Source organism: Pseudomonas frederiksbergensis, assembly GCF_001952935.1.
Taxonomy (GTDB): Bacteria; Pseudomonadota; Gammaproteobacteria; order Pseudomonadales; family Pseudomonadaceae; genus Aquipseudomonas; species Aquipseudomonas frederiksbergensis.
Genome location: NZ_CP018319.1, coordinates 1,993,452 through 2,017,380 on the forward strand (window position 1 = coordinate 1,993,452; position 23,929 = coordinate 2,017,380).

General features: G+C 60.8%; 22 protein-coding genes and 1 pseudogene. 9 read left to right on the forward strand and 14 right to left on the reverse strand.

The window, feature by feature from the left end:
* Positions 1-11: 11 nt before the first annotated feature.
* The 9 genes and pseudogenes from hisI (at position 12) to PFAS1_RS09285 (ending at position 5,631) form a co-directional block, all read left to right on the forward strand.
* A complete protein-coding gene (hisI, locus tag PFAS1_RS09250; RefSeq protein ID WP_074872856.1) occupies positions 12-413 on the forward strand; it encodes a phosphoribosyl-AMP cyclohydrolase in 402 nt (133 codons plus the stop codon).
* Positions 406-738 (forward strand): phosphoribosyl-ATP diphosphatase, encoded by a 333-nt coding sequence (locus PFAS1_RS09255; protein ID WP_076028950.1) that lies wholly within the window; start codon positions 406-408, stop codon positions 736-738. The genes hisI and PFAS1_RS09255 overlap by 8 nt, the downstream gene beginning before the upstream one ends.
* Before the next feature lie 25 nt (positions 739-763).
* Positions 764-1,042, forward strand: a complete 279-nt coding sequence (locus PFAS1_RS09260; RefSeq protein WP_076028951.1) for a twin-arginine translocase TatA/TatE family subunit — start codon at positions 764-766, stop codon at positions 1,040-1,042.
* Between the two features lie 10 nt (positions 1,043-1,052).
* On the forward strand, positions 1,053-1,505 hold the full coding sequence (gene tatB, locus PFAS1_RS09265; protein ID WP_076028952.1) for a Sec-independent protein translocase protein TatB: 453 nt from the start codon (positions 1,053-1,055) through the stop codon (positions 1,503-1,505).
* Entirely contained in the window at positions 1,502-2,296 is a 795-nt protein-coding gene (gene tatC / locus PFAS1_RS09270; RefSeq protein ID WP_076028953.1) for a twin-arginine translocase subunit TatC, read from the forward strand. The genes tatB and tatC overlap by 4 nt, the downstream gene beginning before the upstream one ends.
* A complete protein-coding gene (locus tag PFAS1_RS09275) occupies positions 2,293-3,000 on the forward strand; it encodes a 16S rRNA (uracil(1498)-N(3))-methyltransferase (RefSeq protein ID WP_076028954.1) in 708 nt (235 codons plus the stop codon). The genes tatC and PFAS1_RS09275 overlap by 4 nt, the downstream gene beginning before the upstream one ends.
* Positions 3,001-3,355: 355 nt before the next feature.
* Positions 3,356-4,237: pseudogene (locus PFAS1_RS30375) on the forward strand (methyl-accepting chemotaxis protein); the annotation flags it as partial.
* Positions 4,238-4,438: 201 nt separating this feature from the next.
* Entirely contained in the window at positions 4,439-5,143 is a 705-nt protein-coding gene (locus PFAS1_RS30380) for a methyl-accepting chemotaxis protein (protein WP_418329258.1), read from the forward strand.
* 107 nt (positions 5,144-5,250) lie between these two features.
* Positions 5,251-5,631 (forward strand): hypothetical protein, encoded by a 381-nt coding sequence (locus PFAS1_RS09285; protein ID WP_076028956.1) that lies wholly within the window; start codon positions 5,251-5,253, stop codon positions 5,629-5,631.
* Here the strand turns inward: PFAS1_RS09285 and mdoH are convergent.
* From mdoH to PFAS1_RS09360, 14 genes are all read right to left on the reverse strand, one after another.
* Entirely contained in the window at positions 5,597-8,167 is a 2,571-nt protein-coding gene (mdoH, locus tag PFAS1_RS09290; RefSeq protein WP_076028957.1) for a glucans biosynthesis glucosyltransferase MdoH, read from the reverse strand. The two genes, PFAS1_RS09285 and mdoH, sit on opposite strands and share 35 nt — an antisense overlap.
* Positions 8,160-9,995, reverse strand: coding sequence for a glucan biosynthesis protein G (locus PFAS1_RS09295; RefSeq protein ID WP_076028958.1), 1,836 nt, complete (start codon positions 9,993-9,995; stop codon positions 8,160-8,162). The genes mdoH and PFAS1_RS09295 overlap by 8 nt, the downstream gene beginning before the upstream one ends.
* A gap of 321 nt (positions 9,996-10,316) precedes the next feature.
* Entirely contained in the window at positions 10,317-10,754 is a 438-nt protein-coding gene (dtd, locus tag PFAS1_RS09300; protein WP_074872833.1) for a D-aminoacyl-tRNA deacylase, read from the reverse strand.
* Positions 10,751-11,722 carry a prolyl aminopeptidase gene (gene pip, locus PFAS1_RS09305; protein WP_074872830.1) on the reverse strand — a complete coding sequence of 324 codons (972 nt, stop codon included), beginning with the start codon at positions 11,720-11,722 and terminating at the stop codon, positions 10,751-10,753. Before pip ends, dtd begins: the two co-directional genes overlap by 4 nt.
* 113 nt (positions 11,723-11,835) lie before the next feature.
* Positions 11,836-12,756: an alpha/beta hydrolase gene (locus tag PFAS1_RS09310; protein WP_076028959.1), complete on the reverse strand. Its 921-nt coding sequence runs from the start codon at positions 12,754-12,756 to the stop codon at positions 11,836-11,838.
* Positions 12,757-12,963: 207 nt separating this feature from the next.
* Positions 12,964-13,911, reverse strand: coding sequence for a choline ABC transporter substrate-binding protein (locus PFAS1_RS09320; protein WP_076028961.1), 948 nt, complete (start codon positions 13,909-13,911; stop codon positions 12,964-12,966).
* Between the two features lie 252 nt (positions 13,912-14,163).
* The gene (gene hutG, locus PFAS1_RS09325) at positions 14,164-14,964 is read right to left on the reverse strand and encodes an N-formylglutamate deformylase (RefSeq protein WP_076028962.1); all 801 of its coding nucleotides are present in this window, start codon (positions 14,962-14,964) and stop codon (positions 14,164-14,166) included.
* Positions 14,965-14,974: 10 nt separating this feature from the next.
* Positions 14,975-16,180 (reverse strand): imidazolonepropionase, encoded by a 1,206-nt coding sequence (hutI, locus tag PFAS1_RS09330; protein ID WP_074872816.1) that lies wholly within the window; start codon positions 16,178-16,180, stop codon positions 14,975-14,977.
* 136 nt (positions 16,181-16,316) lie between these two features.
* Positions 16,317-17,849: a histidine ammonia-lyase gene (gene hutH, locus PFAS1_RS09335; RefSeq protein WP_076028963.1), complete on the reverse strand. Its 1,533-nt coding sequence runs from the start codon at positions 17,847-17,849 to the stop codon at positions 16,317-16,319.
* 115 nt (positions 17,850-17,964) lie between these two features.
* Complete coding sequence (hutH, locus tag PFAS1_RS09340) at positions 17,965-19,488, reverse strand: histidine ammonia-lyase (RefSeq protein ID WP_076028964.1); 1,524 nt, start codon at positions 19,486-19,488, stop codon at positions 17,965-17,967.
* A gap of 158 nt (positions 19,489-19,646) precedes the next feature.
* Positions 19,647-20,477, reverse strand: coding sequence for a quaternary amine ABC transporter ATP-binding protein (locus tag PFAS1_RS09345; protein ID WP_074872806.1), 831 nt, complete (start codon positions 20,475-20,477; stop codon positions 19,647-19,649).
* Positions 20,474-21,325 carry an ABC transporter permease gene (locus PFAS1_RS09350; protein ID WP_074872803.1) on the reverse strand — a complete coding sequence of 284 codons (852 nt, stop codon included), beginning with the start codon at positions 21,323-21,325 and terminating at the stop codon, positions 20,474-20,476. Before PFAS1_RS09350 ends, PFAS1_RS09345 begins: the two co-directional genes overlap by 4 nt.
* A 70-nt stretch (positions 21,326-21,395) precedes the next feature.
* A complete protein-coding gene (locus tag PFAS1_RS09355; protein ID WP_076028965.1) occupies positions 21,396-22,364 on the reverse strand; it encodes an ABC transporter substrate-binding protein in 969 nt (322 codons plus the stop codon).
* Positions 22,365-22,432: 68 nt separating this feature from the next.
* Positions 22,433-23,905: a purine-cytosine permease family protein gene (locus PFAS1_RS09360; protein ID WP_076028966.1), complete on the reverse strand. Its 1,473-nt coding sequence runs from the start codon at positions 23,903-23,905 to the stop codon at positions 22,433-22,435.
* Between the last annotated feature and the right edge of the window lie 24 nt (positions 23,906-23,929).

The following is a 23,929-nucleotide window of genomic DNA, read 5'->3' on the forward strand; positions in this document are numbered from 1 at the left end:
CGGAGTCAAAGATGAAAAACTGGCTGGACGAGATCAAGTGGGACGCCGACGGCCTGGTGCCGGCGATTGCCCAGGATCACAAGACCGGGCGCGTCCTGATGATGGCCTGGATGAACCGTGAAGCGCTGGAACTGACCGCTGCCGAGAACCGCGCCATTTACTGGTCACGTTCCCGTGGCAAGCTGTGGCGCAAGGGCGAAGAGTCCGGCCACGTGCAAATCCTGCATGAGATGCGCCTGGACTGTGACGCCGACGTGATCATCCTGATGGTCGAGCAGATCGGCGACATCGCTTGCCATACCGGTCGTCAGAGCTGCTTCTACCGCGTCTTCGAGAACGGCGACTGGAAAACCGTCGACCCGGTGCTCAAAGACCCGCACGCCATCTACTGCGCAGGACACACCCATGAATGACACGTTGACCCGTCTGGCCCAGGTGCTGGAAGAGCGCAAAGGCGCCGCCGCCGACAGCTCGTATGTCGCCAGCCTTTACCACAAGGGCTTGAACAAGATTCTGGAAAAAGTCGGCGAAGAGTCGGTCGAAACCATCATTGCCGCCAAGGATGCCGCCATCAGCGGTGACTGCAGCGATGTGATCTACGAAACCGCCGATTTGTGGTTCCACAGCATGGTCATGCTCGCCCAACTGGGACAGCATCCTCAGGCTGTGCTCGATGAATTGGACCGTCGTTTCGGTCTGTCCGGACACGTCGAGAAAGCCTCGCGTCCGTCCGCCTGAACAACTATTAGAGAGGAGCAGCGACATGGGCATTTTTGACTGGAAACACTGGGTCGTCATCCTGGTTGTTGTCGTGCTGGTGTTCGGCACCAAGAAACTGAAAAACCTCGGCACTGACGTGGGCGAGTCGATCAAGGGCTTTCGTAAAGCCATGAACGACGACGAGAAACCGGCCGACCCGACAGCGACCCCGGCGCAACCGGTTCCGCCAGCTCAACCACAGACCACACAGTCCGTGAACCAGCCGCACACCATCGACGTGCAGGCGCAAAAAGTCGAAGAGCCGATCCGCAAAGACGTGTGAGCACTGACTAATGTTTGGTATCAGCTTCTCTGAACTGCTGCTCGTCGGCCTCGTGGCCCTGCTGGTGCTGGGTCCCGAGCGTCTGCCGGGTGCTGCGCGCACCGCCGGCCTGTGGGTCGGCCGCCTGAAGCGCAGCTTCAACGCGATCAAACAGGAAGTTGAACGTGAAATCGGTGCCGACGAGATTCGTCGGCAGCTGCACAACGAGCACATTCTGTCGCTGGAGCAGGAGGCGCGGAAGATTTTCACGCCGACTCAGCAGGAGGCCACGCCGGTTCAGCCGGTTGAGCCTGTGGCGGAGCAGACGATTCATGCTCCGGCCGCTGCCGAACCTGCACCTGTTGTAGCAGCCGCTGAACCTGCGCCCGTTGTTGCAACCACCCCGGCTGAACCAGTTGCTCCTGCCGCCGCGCCGACAACGCCGGCTCCTCACGACACCACTTTGCCGCCGCGAGCCCCATGAGCGATCTCCCCGAAAACGACCAGCACATGCCGCTGGTTTCGCACCTCACCGAGTTGCGTACCCGCCTGCTGCGCTGTGTAGCGGCGATCTTCATCATCTTCGCCGGGTTGTTTGCCTTCACCCAGCAGATCTACACCTTCGTCTCCACGCCGCTGCGGCAATACCTGCCTGTGGGCGCGACGATGATCGCCACCGATGTGTCGTCGCCGTTCCTGACGCCGCTGAAGCTGACGATGATGGTCTCGCTGTTCCTGGCGATCCCGGTGATCCTGCATCAGATCTGGGGCTTTATCGCGCCAGGCCTGTACAAGCATGAGAAACGCATTGCGGTGCCGCTGCTGGTGTCCAGCATCCTGCTGTTCTATACCGGCATGGCGTTCGCCTATTACCTGGTGTTCCCGCTGATCTTCAAATTCTTCGCCGCCGCCACCCCGGCCGGCGTGGAAATGATGACCGACATCAGCAGCTACCTCGACTTCGTCATGACGCTGTTCTTCGCCTTCGGCGTGGCGTTCGAGATTCCGGTAGCCGTAGTGCTGCTGGTGTGGATCGGCGTGGTCAACGTCGCTTACCTGAAGAAAATCCGTCCGTACGTGATCATCGGCTGCTTTGTGGTCGGCATGATCCTGACACCACCGGACATCTTCTCGCAGACACTGTTGGCGATACCGATGTGGCTGCTGTTTGAAATCGGCATCCTGTTCGGCGGCCTGATCAGCAAGCGCGGCGAGCACCCTGACGACCAACCGGCCGACGACCCCAACGACCAGCCACCAGCGACTCAACCGTGAACCTGCTGCTTCTCGAAGAGGCCGACTTCATTGCGGCCGACCGAGTGATCCTGCGTGATCGCCGGTTGACGCACATGCAGGAAGTCCACCGTTCGGTTGTCGGCGACAGCCTGCGGGTCGGGCGTGTCGGCGGGCTGATGGGCTCGGCCGAACTGCTGCGCCTGGACGCCGATGAAGCCGAACTGCGCGTCACCCTCGACCAGCCACCACCGGCCAAGCTGCCGCTGACCCTGGTACTGGCCCTGCCACGGCCGAAAATGCTCCGTAGGGTGTTCCAGACCGTGGCGGCCATGGGTGTGCCACGAATCATTCTGGTGAACAGCTATCGCGTCGAGAAGAGCTTCTGGCAAACGCCGTTCCTGGAACCCGAGGCGATTCGCGAGCAGTTGATCCTCGGCCTCGAACAGGCCCGAGACAGCGTGCTGCCGGAAATCGTCATCGAGAAGCGCTTCAAGCCGTTCGTCGAGGACCGTCTGCCGGCGATCACCGAGGGCACCCTCGGCCTCGTCGGCCACCCCGGCAATTACCCGCCCTGCCCTCGTGGCCTGGACGAACCGGTGACCCTGGCCATCGGCCCCGAAGGTGGCTGGATTCCTTACGAAATCGAGCTGCTCGGCAAGTCCGGCCTGCAACCGGTGCAACTCGGCGACCGCATCCTGCGGGTCGAAACCGCCGTCACCGCGCTGCTCGCCCGCCTGTTCTAAGGCTTGTGGCGAGGGGGCTTGCCCCCGTTCGGCTGCGAAGCAGTCGTAAACCGGTCGGCGTGGTCTGGCTGGGGGAAAAAGGTGGCCGCTTCGCGCCCAAACGGGGGCAAGCCCCCTCGCCACAGGTATTTACCCCTCCATGAACATTGGGTAGCACCTACAGATTCCCGGCTGCCAGCCGACACAGTTCCCATAAAACCAACAAATGGTTCGAGGGAGTTGCAGCATGTACCGATGGCTAGCCGAGAAACTGGGGAACGTCAGCGTCAATCGCAAACTGAGTGTCGGCTTCGGTCTGGTGCTGCTGCTTACCTTGTTGATCACCTTCACCGGTTGGACCGGCCTGAGCGGCGTGATGAGTCGCGGTGACAAGCTGGGGTTTATTGCCAGCCTCAATGACCTGACCAAAGACCTGCGCCTGGCCCGTCTGGATTACGAAATGCGTCGCGGCGACCAAGGCCCCGGGGCGGTCAACGACCTGCTCGGCCAACTCGATACCGGTCTGAAAACCGCACGCACGTTAATAGAACAACCGGCCGACGTGGCCATGATTGACCAGCAACTGGCCGCCGTCAGTGAGTACAAACAAGCCTTCACCGCCATGACCCAGGCTGGCGCCCACCGCGAAGACGCCCGCAGCAAACTCGGCGCCACTGCCGACAACGCCGTGGCCCGTGTCGCCGACGTCGAAAAATCCATGCTGCAAGGTGACAGCGTCGCCGATTTCAACAGCGTGATCGACCTGAGCAAACTGATCCAGCAAGCGCGCTTCCAGGTGCGCGGTTACACCTACAGCGGCAAGACCGAGGCCGAGCAACCGGCGCTGGACGCCATCGACAACGCGCTGAAAAACCTCGAAAGCCTGCCCTCCAAACTGCCGGAACAGCACATCGCCAACCTGCAGCAGGCCACTGACTCACTCAAAGCCTATCGCGCCGCTGTCAGCCAGTTCCGCGACTCTCAGGTGGCCAGCGCTGCCGCGCTTAAGCGCATGGCCGTGCAAGGCGATCTCCTGCTCGATGTCAGCAAAAAACTCACCGCGTCGCAAACCATCGTCCGCGACACCGACGCCGCGCACGCCAAAAACCTGCTGCTGCTGGCCACCGCCCTGGCACTGGCCTTCGGCATCCTTGCCGCGTGGGCCATCACCCGCCAGATCGTGATCCCCCTGAGCCAGACCCTCAAGGTAGCGGAGCGTGTTGCTGCCGGCGACCTGACCCAAAACCTGATCTCTGAGCGTCAGGATGAACTCGGCCAGCTACAGCGCGCCATGCAGAGCATGACCCTGGGCCTGCGCGAATTGATCGGTGGCATCGGCGACGGCGTCACACAAATCGCCAACGCTGCCGAAGAACTGTCGGCAGTCACCGAGCAGACCAGCGCCGGGGTCAACAGCCAGAAGGTCGAGACCGACCAGGTGGCCACCGCCATGAACGAAATGACCGCCACCGTGCAGGAAGTTGCGCGTAACGCCGAAGAAGCGTCCGAAGCCGCCGTCGCCGCTGACCAGCAGGCCCGCGAAGGTGACAAAGTGGTCGGTGAAGCCATCGCCCAGATCGAGCGCCTGGCCAAGGAAGTCGGCCACTCCACCGAGGCCATGGGGCATCTCAAACGCGAAAGCGACAAGATCGGCAGCGTACTCGACGTAATCAAATCCGTGGCCCAGCAAACCAACTTGCTGGCGCTCAACGCCGCCATCGAGGCCGCCCGTGCCGGTGAGGCCGGACGCGGTTTTGCAGTGGTCGCCGACGAAGTCCGCAGCCTGGCCCAGCGTACCCAGAAGTCCACCGAAGAAATTGAAGAGCTGATCGTCGGCCTGCAAACCGGCACCCAGCAAGTGGCGACCATCATGGACAACAGCCGCAGCCTGACCGACAGCAGCGTCGAACTGACCCGCCGCGCCGGTGGCTCGCTGGAAAGCATCACTCGCACGGTGTCGGCGATTCAGTCGATGAACCAGCAGATTGCAGCGGCGGCCGAGCAGCAGAGCGCCGTGGCCGAAGAGATCAACCGCAGCGTGCTGAACGTGCGCGACGTCTCCGAGCAGACCTCGGCAGCCAGTGAAGAGACCGCGGCGTCCAGCGTTGAACTGGCACGGTTGGGGACGCATCTGCAGATGCTGGTGGGCAGGTTCAAGGTTTGAGGTGATGTGAATGCCTCGGTTCGCACAGGACCGAGGTGAGACCTTCGCGAGCAAGCCCGCTCCCACAGGGGATATGTGTCGATCACAAAGCCAATGTGGGAGCGGGCTTGCTCGCGAAAGCGATCGAACAGGCACTGAGGTCAGAGAACCTGGCGCAAGAAGGCCTGCGCCCGCGGATCCTTCGGTGCATCGAAGAATTCGGCCATTGGGCTTTTTTCTGTTTCATGGGTTTAGCAAAATCCGAAAGCTATGTCGCCAGGAAGACCGTCATCGCCAGCAGGCTGGTTCCCACACTGGATCTGTGGCGTACACAAATCCCCTGTGGGAGCCAGCCTGCTGGCGATGGGAGCGACGCGGTTGAACCGATCGAGCCTTATTCCATGTCCTTGAAGGATTTACTGCCTGATGCCGATCATCAGCGCAAAAAAAACCCCGCTTTCGCGGGGTTTTTTGTCAGGCCAACTGAGGCTGCACACTCAGCGGTTTGAGCGGCAACAGCGGCGCATGGGGATCGGCTTTCACCGATTTACGCCACGCTTGCAGCCACTCGGGGTGGGCTTCGTTCCAGACCTGCTCATGCAGGCGACCCAGCGCTACCGGGTCACTGAGCAGTTGCACCCGCTCATCGTTGCTCAGACCCTCTGGCCCGACTTTCAGCGCATGACGCACCCGTTCGATCCGCAGCCACTCGATCGGCTCGGCCTCACGGTGGCGTGAAGTCGCCAGCGAGCATGCCAAGGCATTCTGCTGTGGATCGACCACTGCCCGGACGAAGCCGTCGTTCAGCGCATGCCAACGGTTTTCATGGGTGTACTGGTCGGTCGCCACCAACGCCTGTGGCGGATTGTATTCCTCAGGGATCAGGAACAGGCTTTCGTCACGGGACTTGAGGCCCAGGCCGACTCGACTGGAGATCACCGACACCGGAATCGACAGCATCAACGAACCGACGATCGGCACCAGCCACCAGAGGAAGCTCGGGTTCAGCCAGATCACCAGCAGGGCCCAGAAGAAGCCCAGCAAGGTTTGCGGACCGTGGCGCTTGACCGCTTCGCTCCACGGCGTGGAGTCGTCGTCACGTTGCGGCGAGTTCCAGGTCGCGGCCCAGCCGAGAAATGCGGCGAGCACGAAGCGGGTGTGGAAAATCATCCGTACCGGCGCCAGCAGCATGGAGAACAGCATCTCCAGCAGCATCGACATCGTCACCTTGAACTTGCCACCGAACTCTTTCGCGCCCTTGGCCCAGATCAGGATGATGCTCAACAACTTCGGCAGGAACAGCAGCACGACGGTGGTCGAGAACAGCGCGATCGCCTTGTCCGGGTGCCATTGTGGCCACAGCGGATAGAGCTGACGTGGCTCCAGGAAGTACTGCGGCTCCATCAGCGTGTTGGTCGCCAGCAGCGCCGTCGACAGCACGAGGAAGAAGAACCACAACGGTGCCGACAGGTAAGACATCACACCCGTCAGGAACACCGCACGGTGCACCGGGTGCATGCCTTTTACCAAGAACAGCCGGAAGTTCATCAAGTTGCCGTGACACCAGCGACGGTCACGCTTGAGTTCGTCCAGCAGGTTCGGCGGCAATTCTTCGTAGCTGCCCGGCAAGTCGTAGGCAATCCACACGCCCCAGCCGGCACGGCGCATCAGCGCTGCTTCAACGAAGTCGTGGGACAGAATTGCACCGGCAAACGCGCCTTTACCGGGCAACGGCGCCAGGGCGCAGTGCTCGATGAACGGCTTCATGCGGATGATCGCGTTGTGACCCCAGTAGTGGGATTCGCCCAACTGCCAGAAGTGCAGACCAGCGGTAAACAGCGGACCGTACACCCGGGTAGCGAACTGCTGCATGCGGGCATACAGCGTGTCCATGCCAGATGCGCGCGGCGCGGTCTGGATGATCCCGGCGTCCGGAGTGGCTTCCATCAAGCGCACCAGACTGGTTAGGCAATCGCCGCTCATCACGGAGTCCGCGTCGAGCACCACCATGTACTTGTAATCACCGCCCCAACGACGGCAGAAGTCGTCGAGATTACCGCTCTTGCGCTTGACGCGACGGCGACGGCGGCGATAGAAAATCTTGCCGAAGCCCTTGGCTTCACGGCAGACGTCCAGCCAGGCTTGTTGTTCGGCGACGCAGATATCGGCGTCGTTACTGTCACTGAGGACAAAGAAGTCGAAGCGATCCAGGTCACCCGTGGCCGCGACCGACTCGAAGGTCGCCCGCAGACCGGCAAACACTCGCGGCACATCTTCGTTGCAGATCGGCATCACCAGAGCGGTGCGCGCGTTCTTGGGGATCGGCTCGTTACCGGCGCTTTTACCCGATATACGGTATTTGTCATGGCCGGTGAGCAACTCGAGGAAGCCCATCAGCGCAGTCCAGAAACCAGCCGATACCCAGCAGAACAGAATCCCGAACAAAATCAGGATGCTGGTTTGCAGCGCGTACGGCAGCACTTGAGTAGCCGTTTGCGACAGCGGTTGATGCAGCACTTCGTTCAGGTCGACGAACGACCAGCCCTGGTACGGCATGATGCCTTTCATGTACCAGCCGGCAACGATGGTCTGGCCGAGCATCAGTACCAACAGAATGTAGCGACGGATCGAACCGACGGTGCGCCAGCGAGCCGCCGGCAGCACATTTTCATCCTTGGGCGGGGCCGGCGGATTGGTGCGACCGGTCAGGCGACGCCAGCCACGCACCAGAATATTGGTGCGCCACGGCTCCGGCACGACTTTGGTCCGACGAATCGGCGGGGTCGCCCGCAGGCAAACCCGGCCGCTGGCGTCGAGCATCAGCATTTCAGCGTCGGCCAGTTCTTCGGCAGTGTTCAGGGTCAGGCGACGACCCACCGAAGCTTGAGCAGCCTCGGTCGGCGCGTCGAATGTCGAGGACGAAAGGCGCTCATGCAATTCGCTGAAAGACTGGCAACCCGCAAGTTCCGCGCGCTGCTGGTCGGTCATCGGCAGATGCGCCAGATACTCGGCAAGAGTCTCTGGCTGTACTTGAGAATTACTCATCGGCAGGCAACTGATAGCTCCAGGTCTCGGTCAGGACTTCTTCAGTCGGTACCGATTCCGGTGTGGCTGGGACCGCTTCGGCAGCGACTGGCTGCTTGGCGTCTTTGTTGTCCTTGTCCTTGGAATCTGCGACTGGCTTGGCTTCGGCCGGCTTGGCTTCAACCTGCTTGGCCTCGGCTTGCTTGGTTTCCTTCGCTTCCTTGGCCAGCTTCTCCTGCTGCCGAGCGGCGATCTTGTCAGCCTTGGCGACGGAAGAGTTGGAGGCTGGCGACGATGTCTTGGCCAGGTCGGCAGTCACGGCGTTCTTGACCAGTGCAGCACGCATCTCGGTAGGCTTGCTCGGGTCCTTGATTTTCATCCGCAGCGTCAGGCGCCAGCCCTTGGTTTCAGGGTTGTAACGTACGCTGTTCTCGACCAGCTCGGCATTTTCGCCAACGCTGACCTGGCTACGAACTTCCGTAGCTTCCGGCAATACCGCAAGGGACGGGCCTTCGAAGTCCACCAGATAAGCCACGCTGCCGTCCGGCTGACGAATCAGGTTGGACTGTTTCACGTCACCCGTGGAACGCAGGGTCTGTTGAACCCAGGCGCTGTCCGGTGCGTGAAGCGCGGCTTCGTCGATGGTCCAGTGCATGCGATAAGCGACTTCCAGCGGCTGGCCTGGTTCAGGCAGTTTTTCCGGGCTCCAGAACGCAACGATATTGTCGTTGGTTTCGTCGGCAGTCGGAATCTCTACCAGATCGACGGAGCCCTTGCCCCAATCGCCTTTTGGTTCGATCCAGGCACTTGGGCGCTTGTCGTAGCGGTCGTCGAGGTCTTCGTAGTGGCTGAAGTCACGACCACGTTGCAGCAGGCCGAAACCACGCGGGTTCTCGATCGAGAAATTGCTCACCGACAAGTGTTTCGGATTGTTCAGTGGACGCCAGATCCACTCGCCATTGCCGGCATGGATCGACAGACCGCTGGAGTCGTGCAGTTCGCGACGGTAGTTCAGCACCTTCGACGGCTGATTGGCGCCGAACAGGAACATGCTGGTCAGCGGCGCAACGCCAAGCTTGGTGACCTTGTCACGCAGGAACATCTTGGCCTTGACGTCGACAACGGTGTCGCTGCCCGGACGCAGGGTCAGGCGATAGGCACCGGTAGCGCGAGGCGAATCCAGCAGCGCGAAGATCACCAGGTGCTTGTCACCCGGTTTTGGCTGTTGAATCCAGAACTCGGTGAAACGCGGGAATTCTTCGCCGGACGGCAAAGCGGTATCGATGGCCATGCCGCGAGCGGACAAGCCATAGGTGTGACCCTTGCCGACAACGCGGAAGTAGCTCGCGCCGAGCATGGTCATGATTTCGTCTTGCTTGTCAGCCTTGTTGATCGGGTACAGCACACGGAAACCGGCATAACCCAGTTGTTCGGTGGCTTTAGGATCGAACTTCACATCGCCGAAATCGAAACGACTTGGGTCGTATTTGATCTCTTCGACGGTGCTGGCTGTGATTTCGTTGATTTTCACCGGCGTATCGAAATGCATACCCTGGTGATAGAACGACAGCTTGAACGGCGTCTTCTGATCGGCCCACTCGGCTTTTTCAGTCAGGAAGCGGATTTTTTGATAGTCCGCGAATTTCATCTCGCGGAACTCGTTCGGCAGGTTACTGCGCGGAGCTTCGTATTTCTGCCCGGCCAGCTCTTTTGCCTTGACCGATACATCATCCAGATTGAATGCCCAAAGCTGACCGGCGCTGAGCAGGCAGAGCAGTGCAGAGCCCGCTACCAGAGCGCTTCGTAACCGTTTGGCAGACAATTTTGCATTACAGGGACTAACAATCACGAGCAACCCTCGCCGAAAACAGATCAAAAAACCAACGGCCAGTTAAAGTGCCTGTGGGGAATGCGGCATGGAAAAACCGACCCTACAGACCACTCTTGCCAAGTTGGCGAGCATTGTTCCGACTCCTATGGGGCTAAATGATTCCCCAAGAGGTTCAGGACAAGTCTCTACCTAAGTCAAAATGGACCAACGAACGCTGATCCCCGTAGCGCGCGATTATCTAGTAGGCCGCGTTACAACGCATCAGGGGTAACAAAGTATTTATCGCGAAAAACGCCTGTTTACAGTCGAAATGCCCTTAAAAACATGTTTCAAGCGCTTTCAGGTCTGTAACAGGAAGGTTACCGGGCCGTCATTGACCAGGTGCACCTGCATATCCGCGCCGAATCTACCTGATGCCACAGTGCCATGCACCTGTTTCGCCTTACCTAATAAATAGTCGAAAAGCTCCTCGCCCAAGGCCGGAGGGGCAGCAGTCGAAAAACTCGGACGCAACCCGTTCCTGGTATCGGCGGCCAGGGTGAACTGTGAGACCAGCAGTAACCCACCGCCTACATCCGCCAGGGACAGATTCATCTTGCCCTCGGCGTCACTGAACACACGATAGTTAAGCAGTTTCTGCAAAAGTTTGTCGGCGCTCGCCCGAGTATCCTCGGGCTCAATCGCCACCAGTACCAGCAATCCCTGATCGACGGCACCCACCACTTCCCCCGCTACCTCGACTCGCGCGCCACGCACACGCTGCAGCAGGCCCTTCATGCTTCTTCAGGGGCCAGGTCGAGCATACGATGGGCCATCAGATCGGCGGCGCGAACCAGTGCGTCAGTAATGCCAGGTTCGGAAGCGGCATGGCCGGCGTCACGGATCACCTGCAATTCACTGTTCGGCCAGTTCTGATGCAGTTCCCAGGCATTGTCCAGCGGGCAGATCACGTCATAGCGACCGTGGACGATCACGCCAGGCAAATGGGCGATCTTGCCCATGTCGCGAATCAGCTGGTTGGGTTCAAGGAATGCATTGTTGGTGAAGTAGTGACATTCGATACGGGCAATCGACAACGCGCGCTGTGGCTCGGAGAAACGATCGACCACCATCGGGTTCGGGCGCAGGGTGGCGGTCCGGCCTTCCCAGGTAGACCAGGCCTTGGCTGCATGCATCTGGGCGATCTGGTCGTTGCCGATCAGGCGCTTATGGAAAGCCGAGAGCAAGTCTTCGCGCTCGTCCAGCGGAATTGGCGCGATGTAGTCCTGCCAGTAATCGGGGAACAGACGACTGGCGCCACACTGGTAGAACCACTCGATTTCCTGCGGGCGGCAGAGAAAAATCCCGCGCAGAATCAGACCGTGCACACGCTCCGGGTGGGTCTGCGCGTAGGCCAGCGCCAGGGTCGAGCCCCACGAACCGCCGAACAACACCCATTTATCGATGCCCAGGTGCTGGCGAATTCGCTCAAGGTCGGCGACCAGATCCCAGGTGGTGTTGTTTTCCAGGCTGGCGTGGGGCGTGGAGCGACCGCAACCGCGCTGGTCGAAGGTCACAATGCGATACAGGTTTGGATCGAAATACCGACGGCTCTGGGCATCACACCCGGCGCCGGGGCCGCCGTGGATGAACACAACCGGCAAACCTTCCGGCGAACCGCTTTCGTCGACATACAGCGTGTGGGTTTCATCGACGGCCAGATCGTGCCGGGCGTGGGGTTTGATCTGCGGGTACAAAGTCTGCATTGCGCGCTCCGTAAGGGGTCGAGGTCATCCCTGGGGGGACTTCTATTATTCTGCCGTCCGGCATCATAAACCCGAATTACGCTAATGAGCATGCCTTGCAGAGCCAGAGTTTTTCAGCCGGTTTTTTCAGACAAATAGCCGAGCAGCGTTTCGTAGAGTGCATCGACCTCGGCGACCTGCCCCCGAGCCCGCAAACAGCCATGGACCAAGCCCTCACCGTAACAAAGCGTCGCAGCCACGCCCGCTGCGTTCAATCGCTCGGCGTAGAGCACGCCGTCATCGCGCAACGGGTCGAATTGCGCCACGGCGATCAAGGCCGGCGGTAGCCCAGTGAAATCCTCGGCGAGCAACGGCATCGCATAGGCACTTGGCTGGCCGGTGCCGCGCAAATACAGGGCGTGATAACAATCCACGTCGCTGCTGCTGAGCAAGGGAGCATCGGTGCATTCACTGCGCGACGGCAATCGGTGATCGCCGCCCAGCCCCGGATAAATCAGCACCTGCGCCGCCGGCAATGGCTCGCCCGCATCGCGCAGCGCCAGGCACAACGCCGCCGCAAGGTTGCCACCGGCGCTGTCCCCGGCCACCAGCGTTCGCTCGGGATCGAGGCGGAATGGCCCGGTCCGTAGCGCGCGCCAGACACCCAAACAATCCTCGAACGCCGCCGGAAACGGATATTCCGGCGCCAACCGATAATCGACGGCGATCACCAGCACGCCGAGCGTCGACGCCAGTTCGGCGCAGATGAAGTCGTGGGAATCCAGGTCCCCCACCACCCAACCGCCGCCGTGCAGATAAACAATGCCCGGGCAACCGATGGTCGGTGGCGAAACCGGCGGTTGATAAGACCGCACCGGCACGCCCGCCAATTCGAAATCCACCACATAAAGCCCGGCGGGACGCGACGGAGTGAACGCCCGGCACATGTCGCTGTAGGCCTGGCGTAAACCGTTGAGGCTGCTGTCGGTGCTGTTGAAGCTGACGGTTTTCTCGACGAAAGCCGTCATCTGTGCAGAAAGCGGGTAAGGAGCCATGAGTCAGGTGCCGGTCAGTTCAGCGGTTTGGGATTGGAACTCAGTTCTGTGGCGAGGGAGCTTGCTCCCGCTGGATGCGCAGCAGCCCCCAAACCATTCAACCGAGTTTTATCAGATACACCCGACCAGCCGGGTTTACGACGGCTTCGCCGCCGAGCGGGAGCAAGCTCCCTCGCCACAGACAGCGTACATGCCGAGGAATGGTGATCAGTTTTTCAAACTGGCCTGAACCGTCGCCACGCCATCCTTGCCATCGAAGCTGCTGACACCGGCGAGCCAACGCTGCAGATCCTCGGGATGATCACGCAGCCATTGCCTGGCAACATCCTGAGGCGTCTTGCGCTCCATGATCGGCACCATCAACTGGCTTTCCTGGGCGGCGGTGAAGGTCAGGTTTTCCAGCAATCGATTCACGTTCGGGCAGCGCTTTGCGTAGTCCGGGGCGGTCACGGTGGAGACAGTGGCGGCGCCCTCGTTCGGGCCGTAAACGTCTTCACTGCCGGTCAGGTAGGCGATTTTCATGTTGATGTTCATCGGGTGCGGGGTCCAGCCGACGAACACCACGAATTCCTTGCGATTCACCGCCCGCTGAACGGCGGCCAGCATGCCGGCCTCGCCTGACTCGATCAGCTTGAAATCCTTCAAGCCAAATTGATTGGTCTCGATCATGGTCTTGATGGTGGTGTTGGCGCCGCTGCCAGGCTCGATGCCGTAGATTTTGCCGCCGAGTCGGTCCTTGAATCTGGCGATATCGGCGAAGGTTTTCAGACCCGCTTCGGCGACGTACTCCGGTACGGCGAGCGTTGCCTGGGCATCGGCCAGGCTCGGTTTGTCCATGACTTTTACTTGATTGGCAGCGAGGAACGGCGCGATGTTTTTGTCCATCGCCGGTTTCCAGTAACCGAGGTAGATGTCCAGGCGCTTGTCGCGGATGCCGGCGAAGATGATTTGCTGCACGGCGCTGGTTTGCTTGCTTTCGTAGCCCAGGCCATTGAGCAGTACGTCAGCTACGCCGCTGGTGGCGATCACGTCGGTCCAGTTGACCACGCCCATGCGCACGGCCTTGCAGGAAGCGTCGTCACTGGCCAGGACGCTGGTGCTCAGCACAGCCGTGCCGCAGAGGATTGAGAGACAGCGGGTAAACAGTCTTTTCATTGGGAGGATCTCGTGCGGCAGCGGATTATTGTCGGGCCGGTGTCTTTGTGCACCGTGCCCGGAACATTACGCAGCGTCGAGAGGGCAAAAGCGAACTGTAGCGACCGTGTTTTGCACGGTGGCGACTGTTCGAGTCGATCGTTCCCACGCTCCGCGTGGGAATGCAGCCCGTGACGCTCCGCGTCACTGGACGCGGAGCGTCCCTTGAGGCATTCCCACGCGGGAGCGTGGGAACGATCAGTCAGCGATCAGTCATCCGTAATGCTTTTCGCCCCAGGCCAGCAGCCCTTGCAGCAATTCCTTGAGCACCACCTGCGTCGGTGCCGCCAGGTCCGGGCGATAGCGGAACGGCTCGAACTCGTCCATGTACGTGCACTGGCCCAACTCCAGTTGCACCGCATGGATGTTCTCGGCGGGATTGCCGTAATGCCGGGTGATGTGGCCGCCCTTGAAGCGACCGTTCAGCACATGGCTGTAATCGCCGTGGCGTGCGCAGATGGCTTCCAGCTGAGAGGCCAACTGTGGATCGCAACTGGCGCCGTTGAAGGTGCCGAGGTTGAAGTCCGGCAGCTTGCCGTCGAACAGGTGCGGGATGATCGAGCGGATCGAGTGCGCATCGAACAGCAGCGCATAGCCAAACTCGGCTTTCAGCCGCGCCAGCTCGTTCTGCAAGGTGCTGTGATACGGCGTCCAGATCTGCTCCAGATAAGTCGCGCGCTCTGCGGCTGATGGCTCATGCCCTTCGCGGAACAACGCAATGCCGTCGAACAGCGTCGCCGGGAACAGACCGGTGGTCGCGCCGGCATACAACGGCTTGTCGTCAGACGGTCGATTCAGGTCAATGACAAAACGCGAGTACTCGGCGGCCAAGGTGCTGGCGCCCAGCTCGGCAGCAAACTCGTAAAGCTGCGGAATATGCCAGTCAGTGTCCGGCAGGCTTTTCGCGTCGGGGATCAACCCGGCTTCGACCGTCGGGGTCAGGCGCAGGCCGGCGTGGGGCATGCTGATCAGCAGCGGTACGCGACCTTGTTTGAAGTTCAGGACCTTATCCACAACTGTTCTCCTAAATGCTCACTTCAACGCCGTGACGCACGACGCGTTTTTCCAGGTCGCCGCCCAGCCAGTACGACAGGTCGGCCGGACGATCGATTTGCCAAGCGACGAAATCCGCACACTTGCCGACTTCCAGCGAACCGTGGGTTTCAGCCATGCCCAGCGCGGTGGCGGCGTGAATCGTTGCCCCGGCCAAGGCTTCCTCCGGGGTCATGCGGAAACAGGTGCACGCCATGTTCAGCATCAAACGCAACGACAGTGCCGGCGAGGTGCCGGGGTTGAGGTCGCTGGCGATGGCGATTTTCACGCCGTGCTTGCGCAGCGCCTCCATCGGCGGCAATTGGGTTTCCCGCAGGAAGTAAAAGGCGCCGGGCAGCAACACCGCGACGGTGCCGGACTTGGCCATGGCGATGGCGTCGTCTTCGGTCATGAATTCCAGGTGATCGGCCGATAGTGCGTGGTAACGCGCAGCCAGACTCGAGCCATGCAACGACGACAACTGTTCGGCGTGCAGTTTCACCGGCAAACCGAGCTGCTGCGCGGTGATGAACACCCGCTCGACCTGCGCCGGCGAAAACGCCAGGTATTCGCAGAACGCGTCCACCGCATCCACCAGCCCTTCGGCGGCCAGGGCCGGGAGCATCTCGGCGCAGATGTGATCGATGTAGTCGTCGGCACGGTCCGCGTATTCCGGCGGCAAGGCGTGAGCGGCCAGGCAGGTGCTGCGCACGCTGACCGGGAGCTCGGCGCCGAGACGGCGGATGACCCGCAGGATCTTGCGTTCGCTGGCCAGGTCCAGGCCGTAGCCGGATTTCATCTCGACGGTGGTCACGCCGTCGCGCATCAGGCTCTTCAGACGCTTGGCAGCGCTGGCGAACAGTTCATCTTCAGTGGCCGCACGAGTGGCGCGCACGGTGCTGGCGATGCCACCACCGGCCGCTGCGATTTCCGCATAGCTGACGCCTTGCAGACGCTGCTCGAATTCACCGCTGCGGTTACCGCCGAACACCGTGTGGGTGTGGCAGTCGATCAGGCCCGGCGTCACCCAGGCCCCTTTAAGATCATTGACTGCCGGGTACTCGCCCGCCGGCAGTTCGGCACGCGGGCCGATCCACTCAATGTGCGCTCCTGACGTCACGATGGCCGCATCCTCGATGATCGAGTAGACGCCTTGCGCCATGGTTGCGACGTGGCAGTGTTGCCAGAGAGTTTTCATCCCGAGTTCCTCGTCTTTGATCGTTCCCACGCTCCGCGTGGGAATGCCTCTAGGGACGCTCTGCGTCCAGTGACGCGGAGCGTCACGGGCTGCATTCCCACGCAGAGCGTGGGAACGATCGGTGGGTGGGTGGGGGTTAGAGGCTAGGCAACAACTTCGCCGAGACCAGCTCATTCAGGCAACGCGTCGCCAACAACTCGGTCGCCGCATTGATGTCCGGTGCGAAGAAGCGGTCTTTCTCATAGAACGGCACTTCGGCACGCAGAATCCCGCGAGCTTTTTCGAGTTTTGGCGAGGTCTTCAGACCTTCACGCAGATCCAGGCCCTGGCAGGCCGCCAACCATTCCACCGCGAGAACGCCGCGAGTGTTTTCGGCCATTTCCCACAGGCGCTTGCCGGCAGCCGGCGCCATGGAAACGTGGTCTTCCTGGTTCGCGGAAGTCGGCAGGCTGTCCACCGAGTGCGGATGGGACAGCGCCTTGTTCTCGCTGGCCAGTGCCGCAGCGGTCACCTGGGCAATCATGAAGCCGGAGTTCACGCCGCCATTGGCCACCAGGAACGGCGGCAGTTGCGACATGTGCTTGTCCATCATCAGCGAGATACGACGTTCGCTCAGGGAACCGATTTCGGCGATAGCCAAGGCCATGTTGTCAGCAGCCATGGCGACCGGTTCGGCGTGGAAGTTACCGCCGGAAATCACGTCGCCTTCAGCGGCGAAGACCAGCGGGTTGTCCGAAACGGCGTTGGCTTCGATGGCGAGCACTTCGGCGGCCTGACGGAACTGGGTCAGGCAGGCGCCCATGACTTGCGGCTGGCAGCGCAGGGAGTACGGGTCCTGGACCTTGTCGCAGTTCTGGTGCGAGTCGGACACTTCACTGCGCTCGCCCAGCAGATCGCGGTAAGCGGCAGCGGCGTCGATCTGGCCTTTCTGGCCACGAGCAGCGTGGATGCGGGCGTCGAACGGCGAGCGCGAGCCCAATACCGCTTCAACCGTCATACCGCCAATGGCCAGGGCGCCAGCGAACAGGTCTTCACCTTCGAACAGACCACGCAACGCGTAAGCTGTGGACACCTGAGTACCGTTGAGCAGCGCCAGACCTTCTTTCGCCGCCAGGGTCAGCGGAGTCAGACCAGCCACTTTCAGCGCTTCAGTCGCTTCCATCCACTCGCCTTTGTAGCGAGCCTTGCCTTCGCCCAGCAGCACCAGCGACATGTGGGCCAACGGCGCCAGGTCACCGGATGCACCGACCGAACCTTTTAATGGAATGTGCGGGTAAACCTCGGCGTTGATCAGGGCGATCAACGCGTCAATGACGACGCGACGAATGCCGGAGAAACCACGGCTCAGGCTGTTGACCTTGAGCACCATGACCAAGCGCACCAGCGCGTCGCTGATTGGCTCGCCGACACCGGCGGCGTGGGACAACACCAGCGAGCGCTGCAGGTTTTCCAGGTCTTCGCTGGCGATGCGGGTCGAAGCCAGCAGGCCGAAACCGGTGTTGATGCCGTAAGCGGTGCGGTTCTCGGCGAGGATCTGTTCCACGCAGGCAACGCTGGCTTCGATCTGCGCCGAGGCACTGTTGTCGAGGGTGATTTTGACCGGTTGCTGATAGATATCACGCAGTTGGGCAAGGCTCAGTTGGCCGGGAATCAAATTAAGCGCAGTCACATCATTCTCCTTTTGAGAGTCTTTTATTAACTCACCAGACGCTCCGGAAATGTCCGTTGTCCGTCGCGTCTCGTCTTTTGGGGAGCCGCGCCTTGGCACGCTGGTGTGGTGGGAATCAGTTCAGGTTCGGTAACACCTTGCTCAGCAAAATCGGGTCTTTCAAAACGGCGGCGGCACTGGCGATGTCCGGTGCCAGCCAGCGGTCCTGATCGTAAGCCGGAACCCGCTCGCGCAGCACACGCCAGGCAGCACCAGTGCCGACGCCGAAGCGTTGCTCTTTCAAGAACTCAAACGCCTGAGCCGCCAACAGATACTCGATGGCGAGGATCTGCGTGCAGTTTTCCAACGCGCGGTGCAGCTTCAGCGCGGCGTTGGTGCCCAGGCTCAGATGGTCTTCCTGCAGGCCCGAGGTGACGTAGTTGTCGAGCACCGCCGGTTGCGCCAACTGGCGGTTTTCCGCACACAGCGAAGCGGCGACGTACTGGACGATCATCATCCCGGAGTTCACTCCCGGATTCGCCACCAAAAAGGCTGGCAGACCGCTGACGTGCGGGTTGATCAAGCGGTCCAGGCGACGTTCGGCGATGGACCCGATTTCGGCCATGGCGATTGCCAACAAGTCAGCGGCCAACGCGACCGATTGACCGTGCGGGTTGGCTTGGGACACCACCCGAAAGTCGTCCGGCGTGCCCAGCAACATGGGGTTGTCGGTGACAGAGTTGAGTTCGGTCTCGATCTGCTTTTTCGCGTGCTCAAGCTGATCGCGAGCGGCACCGTGAACTTGCGGAATCGAACGGATGCTCAGCGCATCCTGGGTACGAATGCCTTTGCTGCTGGCAATCACTTCACTGCCATCGAGCAACGCACGCAGGTTGATGCCGACTTGCTGCATGCCCGGGTGAGGCTTGAGCGCGATGATCTCGGCATCGAACGCGGCAATCTGGCCGCGCTGGGCTTCAAAGCTCATGGCACCGATCACGTCGGCCCATTGCAGCAGACGCGTCGCGTCGGCCAGCGCCAGGCAGCTGAGGCCGGTCATGCACGGCGTGCCATTGACCAGGCACAGGCCATCTTTGGCGCCCAGTTGAACCGGTTGCAGACCTTCTTCGGCCAGGGCTTGCTGCGCGGAAACGATCTGACCGCGATAGCTGACATTGCCGACACCCAGCAGCGCGATGCTGATGTGGGCCATGTGGGTCAGGTAACCCACCGAACCCTGGGACGGCACTTGCGGGGTGATGCCGCGATTGAGCAGCGCCAACAGGGCTTCGACCACCCGGCGATGAATGCCGGATTTGCCGTGGCTGTAGTTGCGAATGGCGGCACAGATGATTGCGCGGGTCTGTTCGTCGGCCAAGGGGGCGCCGACGCCACAGGCGTGACTGAGCAGGGTGTTGCGCGACAATTGGCTGAGTTGTTCGTCCTTGAGCGACACGTTGCACAACGCGCCGAGGCCAGTGTTGACGCCATAGGCGCGCTCGCCGCTGACGACGATGCGCTGGACGATGGTCTGGGCATTTTCGATCCGCGCCCAGACCTGTGGTGACAGCTCAAGCTGTGCGCCATGGCGGGCGACGGCAACCACATCCTGCCAACGCAACGGGGCGTCGGCGATAACGATTTTTTCAGCCTGGGACATCTTCAACCTCTTGAACTTGATCGTTCCCATGCTCTGCGTGGGAATGCCGCCTGGGACGCTCCGCGTCCCGTTGTCAGCGCAAGGCTCAAGCCCTGCGCATGTGTGACGCGGAGCGTCACGGGATGCATTCCCACGCAGAGCGTAGGAACGATCGGCCTTTAAACCACCGCAGCCCGCCGCTGTACGAACCGGTCCACATACTCATCCGCCGGCGAATGCAGGATCTCTCTTGGCGTACCCACCTGAATCAGGCGGCCATCCTTGAGGATCGCAATGCGGTTGCCGATGCGCACAGCCTCGTCGAGGTCGTGGGTGATGAAGACGATGGTCTTGTGCAGGGTCTTTTGCAGCTCCAGCAACTGGTCCTGCATTTCCGCGCGAATCAGCGGGTCGAGGGCACTGAAAGCTTCGTCCATCAGGATGATGTCGGTGTCCGCCGCCAAGGCGCGAGCCAGGCCCACACGCTGGCGCATACCACCGGAAAGTTGATGCGGGTATTTGTTTTCGTAGCCCTTCAGGCCCACGGTGTTGATCCAGTGCAGCGCGCGCTCGGCGCACATCTGCTTGCTCTCGCCACGCACTTTCAGGCCGTAGGCGACGTTATCCAGCACGGTCTTGTGCGGCAGCAGGCCAAAGCTCTGGAACACCATGCTGATCTTGTGCCGGCGAAATTCGCGCAGGGCTTCCATGTCGTATTGCAGGATGTCCACGCCGTCCACCAGGATCGCGCCGCTGGTGGGATCGATCAGGCGATTGAAGTGGCGCACCAGGGTCGACTTGCCGGAACCCGACAGGCCCATGATCACGAAGATCTCGCCGGTGCCGATGCTCAGCGACAAATCGTTCACGCCGACCACGCAGCCGGTTTCGGCCAGTACCTGGTCTTTGGTCTTGCCCTGGCCAATCATGGCCAGCGCATCCTTGGAACGGTTGCCGAAAATCTTGAAGACGTTTTTGACTTCGATCTTGCTGATGGCTGCGTTGTTCATTTGCTCACCTCATGCCGTGGCCGACCATACGCCTGAGTAATGCGGTCGATGACCACTGCCAGAATCACGATCGCCAGACCGGCCTCAAGACCACGTCCAACGTTGAGGGTCTGAATCCCCACCAACACATCTTCACCCAAGCCACGGGCACCGATCATCGAGGCAATCACGACCATCGACAGGGCCATCATGGTGGTCTGGTTAATCCCGGCCATGATGCTCGGCAGGGCCAGCGGAAGTTGCACGCCAAACAGTTGCTGCCAGCGGTTGGCACCGAAGGCGTTGATCGCTTCCATCACTTCGCCGTCGACCTGGCGAATACCCAGATCAGTCAGGCGGATCAGCGGCGGCGCGGCGTAGATCACCGTGGCGAAAATCGCCGGGACCTTGCCCAGGCCGAACAGCATCAGCACCGGGATCAGGTACACGAAACTCGGCATGGTCTGCATGATGTCCAGCAGCGGCATCAAGACCGAACGCAGGCGATTGCTGCGCGCCGAAAGAATGCCCAGCGGAATGCCGATCAATACCGAAATGACCGTCGCTACCATCATCAGCGCCAGGGTTTGCATCAGCTTGTCCCAGAGGCCGACCGCGCCCACCAGGAACAACAAGCCAACGATCACAGCGGTGGTCACGACTTTGCGGGTCGCGTGCCAGGCAACGCCCGCCACGATCGCCAGCATCAGCCACCAGGGCGCCGCACGCAGCAGCCCTTCAAGATTGACGATGGCCCACAACAGGGTGTCGGAGATGCTGCGGAACACATCGCCGTAGTTGGTGACCAGCGAATCGACCCAACTGTTGACCCAGTCGGCGATGGAAAAGGTAAAGCTTTCGGGAAACATAAGAGACTCTCAATCAAGGGGTTGCGATCAAGCATCCGACTGCCGCTGCCGACAGTCGGAGACACTCGACCTACAAGGCCGCGTCGATCTTTTTGGCTGCGTCTTCGCTCACCCATGCGTGCCAGACTTCAGGATGTTCCTTGAGGAAGATTTTCGCCAGTTTTGGTGACTCGATCCGCTCTTTGGCCATGCGCCCGAGGTTCTGGTTCAGCAGGTCGATTGGCAGGTTGACCTTTTCCAGCACAGCCACCAGTTCCGGGGCTTGCTCGTGGAAGGTCTTGGACAGGCCGACCTTGATGGTCACGCTCTTGTCCACGCCTGGTTTCTCTTCGAGTTTGACCAGATCAACCTGGCCCATCAGCGGGGTTGGCGACCAGTAGTAGAACAGGATCGGCTCGCCACGCTTGTAGCTCGACAGCACCGCGGCATCCAGTGCCGGACCGGTGCCCGGGCGGAAGTTGGTGTAGGTGCTTTCCAGGCCATAGCTTTTGAGCATTTCGCTGTTGTCCAGCTCACAGGTCCAGCCGGCCGGGCAGTTGTAGAAACGGCCCTTGGATGGCTCTTCCTGATCCTTGAACACGGCAGCGTATTTGCCCAGATCGGCGATCGCTTTCAGGTCCGGGGCTTTAGGCTCCAGCTTGCGCTTGGCGTCGCCTTCGATCACGTAACGCGGCACGTACCAGCCTTCGATCGCGCCAACGACCGGAGCGCCGACACCGACGACCTTGCCGGCCTTCTCGGCCTTGTTCCAGACTTCACTGCGGCCGACCCACTCCTCGGCAAACACTTGAATATCGTTGCTGCTCAGGGCGTTTTCCATGGTGATGGAGTTGCCTGGGAGGCTGTCGACCTTGCAGTCGTAACCTTTCTCCAGCACGACTTGCATCACGTCGGTCAGCAGCATGCCGCTTTCCCAGTTCAGGCCGGCGAATTTCACCGGTTTGCCCGACTCGCACCAGCCCGCCGCCTGAGTGGCGCCGGCGCTGGCCAGCAGGCCCATGGAAAGTAATGTGGTCAGCAGGGTCTTGTTCGATTTCATTGTGTGACGCTCCTAATCATGAGTTGGCTTACGGCAGTCAAGAGGCATCCAGCCCTGTCCACGTCCAATCAGGCCCGCGCCGCAGCGCGACTGGCCCCGCTTGTTATAGGTGCTGCATCGCTGTCCTGCTCGACTGGCAGGATCAGGTGATCGGGTACCGCGCTGTGCCATTTTTTCGCGCAGACGTAATACAGGCCGGCGGGAAGCACCAGACCGATGATCCAGGAAATATCCACACCACCCAGAACGTCCACCAGCGGACCGGTATAGAACTTGGTAGAGATGAACGGCAGTTGCACCAGCACACCGAAGACATAGACGCTGATACCGAGGGGGTTCCAACGGCCGTAGCGACCGTTCGGATCGGCCAGGGCCGGCACGTCATAGCGCTCGCGAGTGATGCAGTAGTAGTCCACCAGGTTGATCGCGCTCCATGGGGTGAAAAAGGCCAGCAAGAACAGGATGAAGGACTTGAACGCACCGAGGAACGAGTGCTGACCGAGCAACGCGATCAGGGTCGCAGTGCCGACGATGACCAGCACGAAGACCAGACGCTGCAAGCGCGTTACTTTCAGATCACCACGGAAACCGCTGATGACCGTCGCAATGCACATGAAGCTGCCGTAGGAGTTCAGCGTGGAAATGGTGACCTTGCCGAACGCGATGCTGAAGTACAGCAGCGCAGCGGTGGCACCGGTTCCGCCCAGACCCACGATATAGGCCACTTCGTGGCCGGCGAACTGCCCGTTGGCCGAGGCGGCGGCAAGCACGCCGAGGATCATCGCCACCTGTGCGCCAATGACCGAACCTGCGCCTGCGGCGAAAAAGGTCTTCACCGAGGAAGTCTTGCTCGGCAGGTAGCGTGAATAGTCAGCCACGTAGGGGCCGAAAGCGATCTGCCAGGATGCCGCGAGCGACACCGCGAGCAGGAAGCTCGTCCAGCTGAAGTGGCGGATTTGCAGGAGTGCGCCAACGTCCGTCTGGCTCATCAGACGACTGAACAGGTAAACGAAGGCAATCACACCAATGACACTGGCAACACGGCCAATCCAATGGATCACCCGATAACCGAGCACCGTGACCAGCACGATGACACTGGCGAAGATGAGGATCCCGACGCTGTCGCTGACGCCAAACAACTGGCCCAGCGCCTGGCCGGAAAGCACGGTACCCGTTGCGGTGAAGCCCAGGTACATCAGGCACACCAGCACGATCGGGATGGCCGCGCCATACACGCCGAACTGTACCCGGCTGGAGATCATCTGCGGCAGGCCAAGCTTGGGCCCTTGCGCCGCGTGCAGCGCCATTACGCCACCGCCGAGCAGTTGACCGATCAACAAACCGATCAACGACCAGAACACATCACCGCCCAGCACCACGGCCAGGGCCCCGGTGACAATTGCGGTAATTTGCAGGTTGGCACCCATCCACAGGGTGAACTGGCTCAACAGACGACCGTGTCTCTCCGCTTCCGGGATGTAGTCGATCGAACGTTTCTCGATCAACGGTTTACTGCCTGCACGATCGCTGTTAACAGCCATGATTCAACCTCTGTGGATTGTTAT

Bases quoted from the DNA above. Each gene is read 5' to 3' on its own strand.
- hisI (WP_074872856.1), top strand. From the start codon at position 12: ATGAAAAACTGGCTGGACGAGATCAAGTGGGACGCCGACGGCCTGGTG.
- PFAS1_RS09255 (WP_076028950.1), top strand. From the start codon at position 406: ATGAATGACACGTTGACCCGTCTGGCCCAGGTGCTGGAAGAGCGCAAA.
- PFAS1_RS09260 (WP_076028951.1), top strand. From the start codon at position 764: ATGGGCATTTTTGACTGGAAACACTGGGTCGTCATCCTGGTTGTTGTC.
- tatB (WP_076028952.1), top strand. From the start codon at position 1,053: ATGTTTGGTATCAGCTTCTCTGAACTGCTGCTCGTCGGCCTCGTGGCC.
- tatC (WP_076028953.1), top strand. From the start codon at position 1,502: ATGAGCGATCTCCCCGAAAACGACCAGCACATGCCGCTGGTTTCGCAC.
- PFAS1_RS30380 (WP_418329258.1), top strand. From the start codon at position 4,439: ATGACCGCCACCGTGCAGGAAGTTGCGCGTAACGCCGAAGAAGCGTCC.
- mdoH (WP_076028957.1), bottom strand. From the start codon at position 8,167: ATGAGTAATTCTCAAGTACAGCCAGAGACTCTTGCCGAGTATCTGGCG.
- dtd (WP_074872833.1), bottom strand. From the start codon at position 10,754: ATGAAGGGCCTGCTGCAGCGTGTGCGTGGCGCGCGAGTCGAGGTAGCG.
- pip (WP_074872830.1), bottom strand. From the start codon at position 11,722: ATGCAGACTTTGTACCCGCAGATCAAACCCCACGCCCGGCACGATCTG.
- PFAS1_RS09310 (WP_076028959.1), bottom strand. From the start codon at position 12,756: ATGGCTCCTTACCCGCTTTCTGCACAGATGACGGCTTTCGTCGAGAAA.
- PFAS1_RS09320 (WP_076028961.1), bottom strand. From the start codon at position 13,911: ATGAAAAGACTGTTTACCCGCTGTCTCTCAATCCTCTGCGGCACGGCT.
- hutI (WP_074872816.1), bottom strand. From the start codon at position 16,180: ATGAAAACTCTCTGGCAACACTGCCACGTCGCAACCATGGCGCAAGGC.
- hutH (WP_076028964.1), bottom strand. From the start codon at position 19,488: ATGTCCCAGGCTGAAAAAATCGTTATCGCCGACGCCCCGTTGCGTTGG.
- PFAS1_RS09345 (WP_074872806.1), bottom strand. From the start codon at position 20,477: ATGAACAACGCAGCCATCAGCAAGATCGAAGTCAAAAACGTCTTCAAG.
- PFAS1_RS09350 (WP_074872803.1), bottom strand. From the start codon at position 21,325: ATGTTTCCCGAAAGCTTTACCTTTTCCATCGCCGACTGGGTCAACAGT.
- PFAS1_RS09355 (WP_076028965.1), bottom strand. From the start codon at position 22,364: ATGAAATCGAACAAGACCCTGCTGACCACATTACTTTCCATGGGCCTG.
- PFAS1_RS09360 (WP_076028966.1), bottom strand. From the start codon at position 23,905: ATGGCTGTTAACAGCGATCGTGCAGGCAGTAAACCGTTGATCGAGAAA.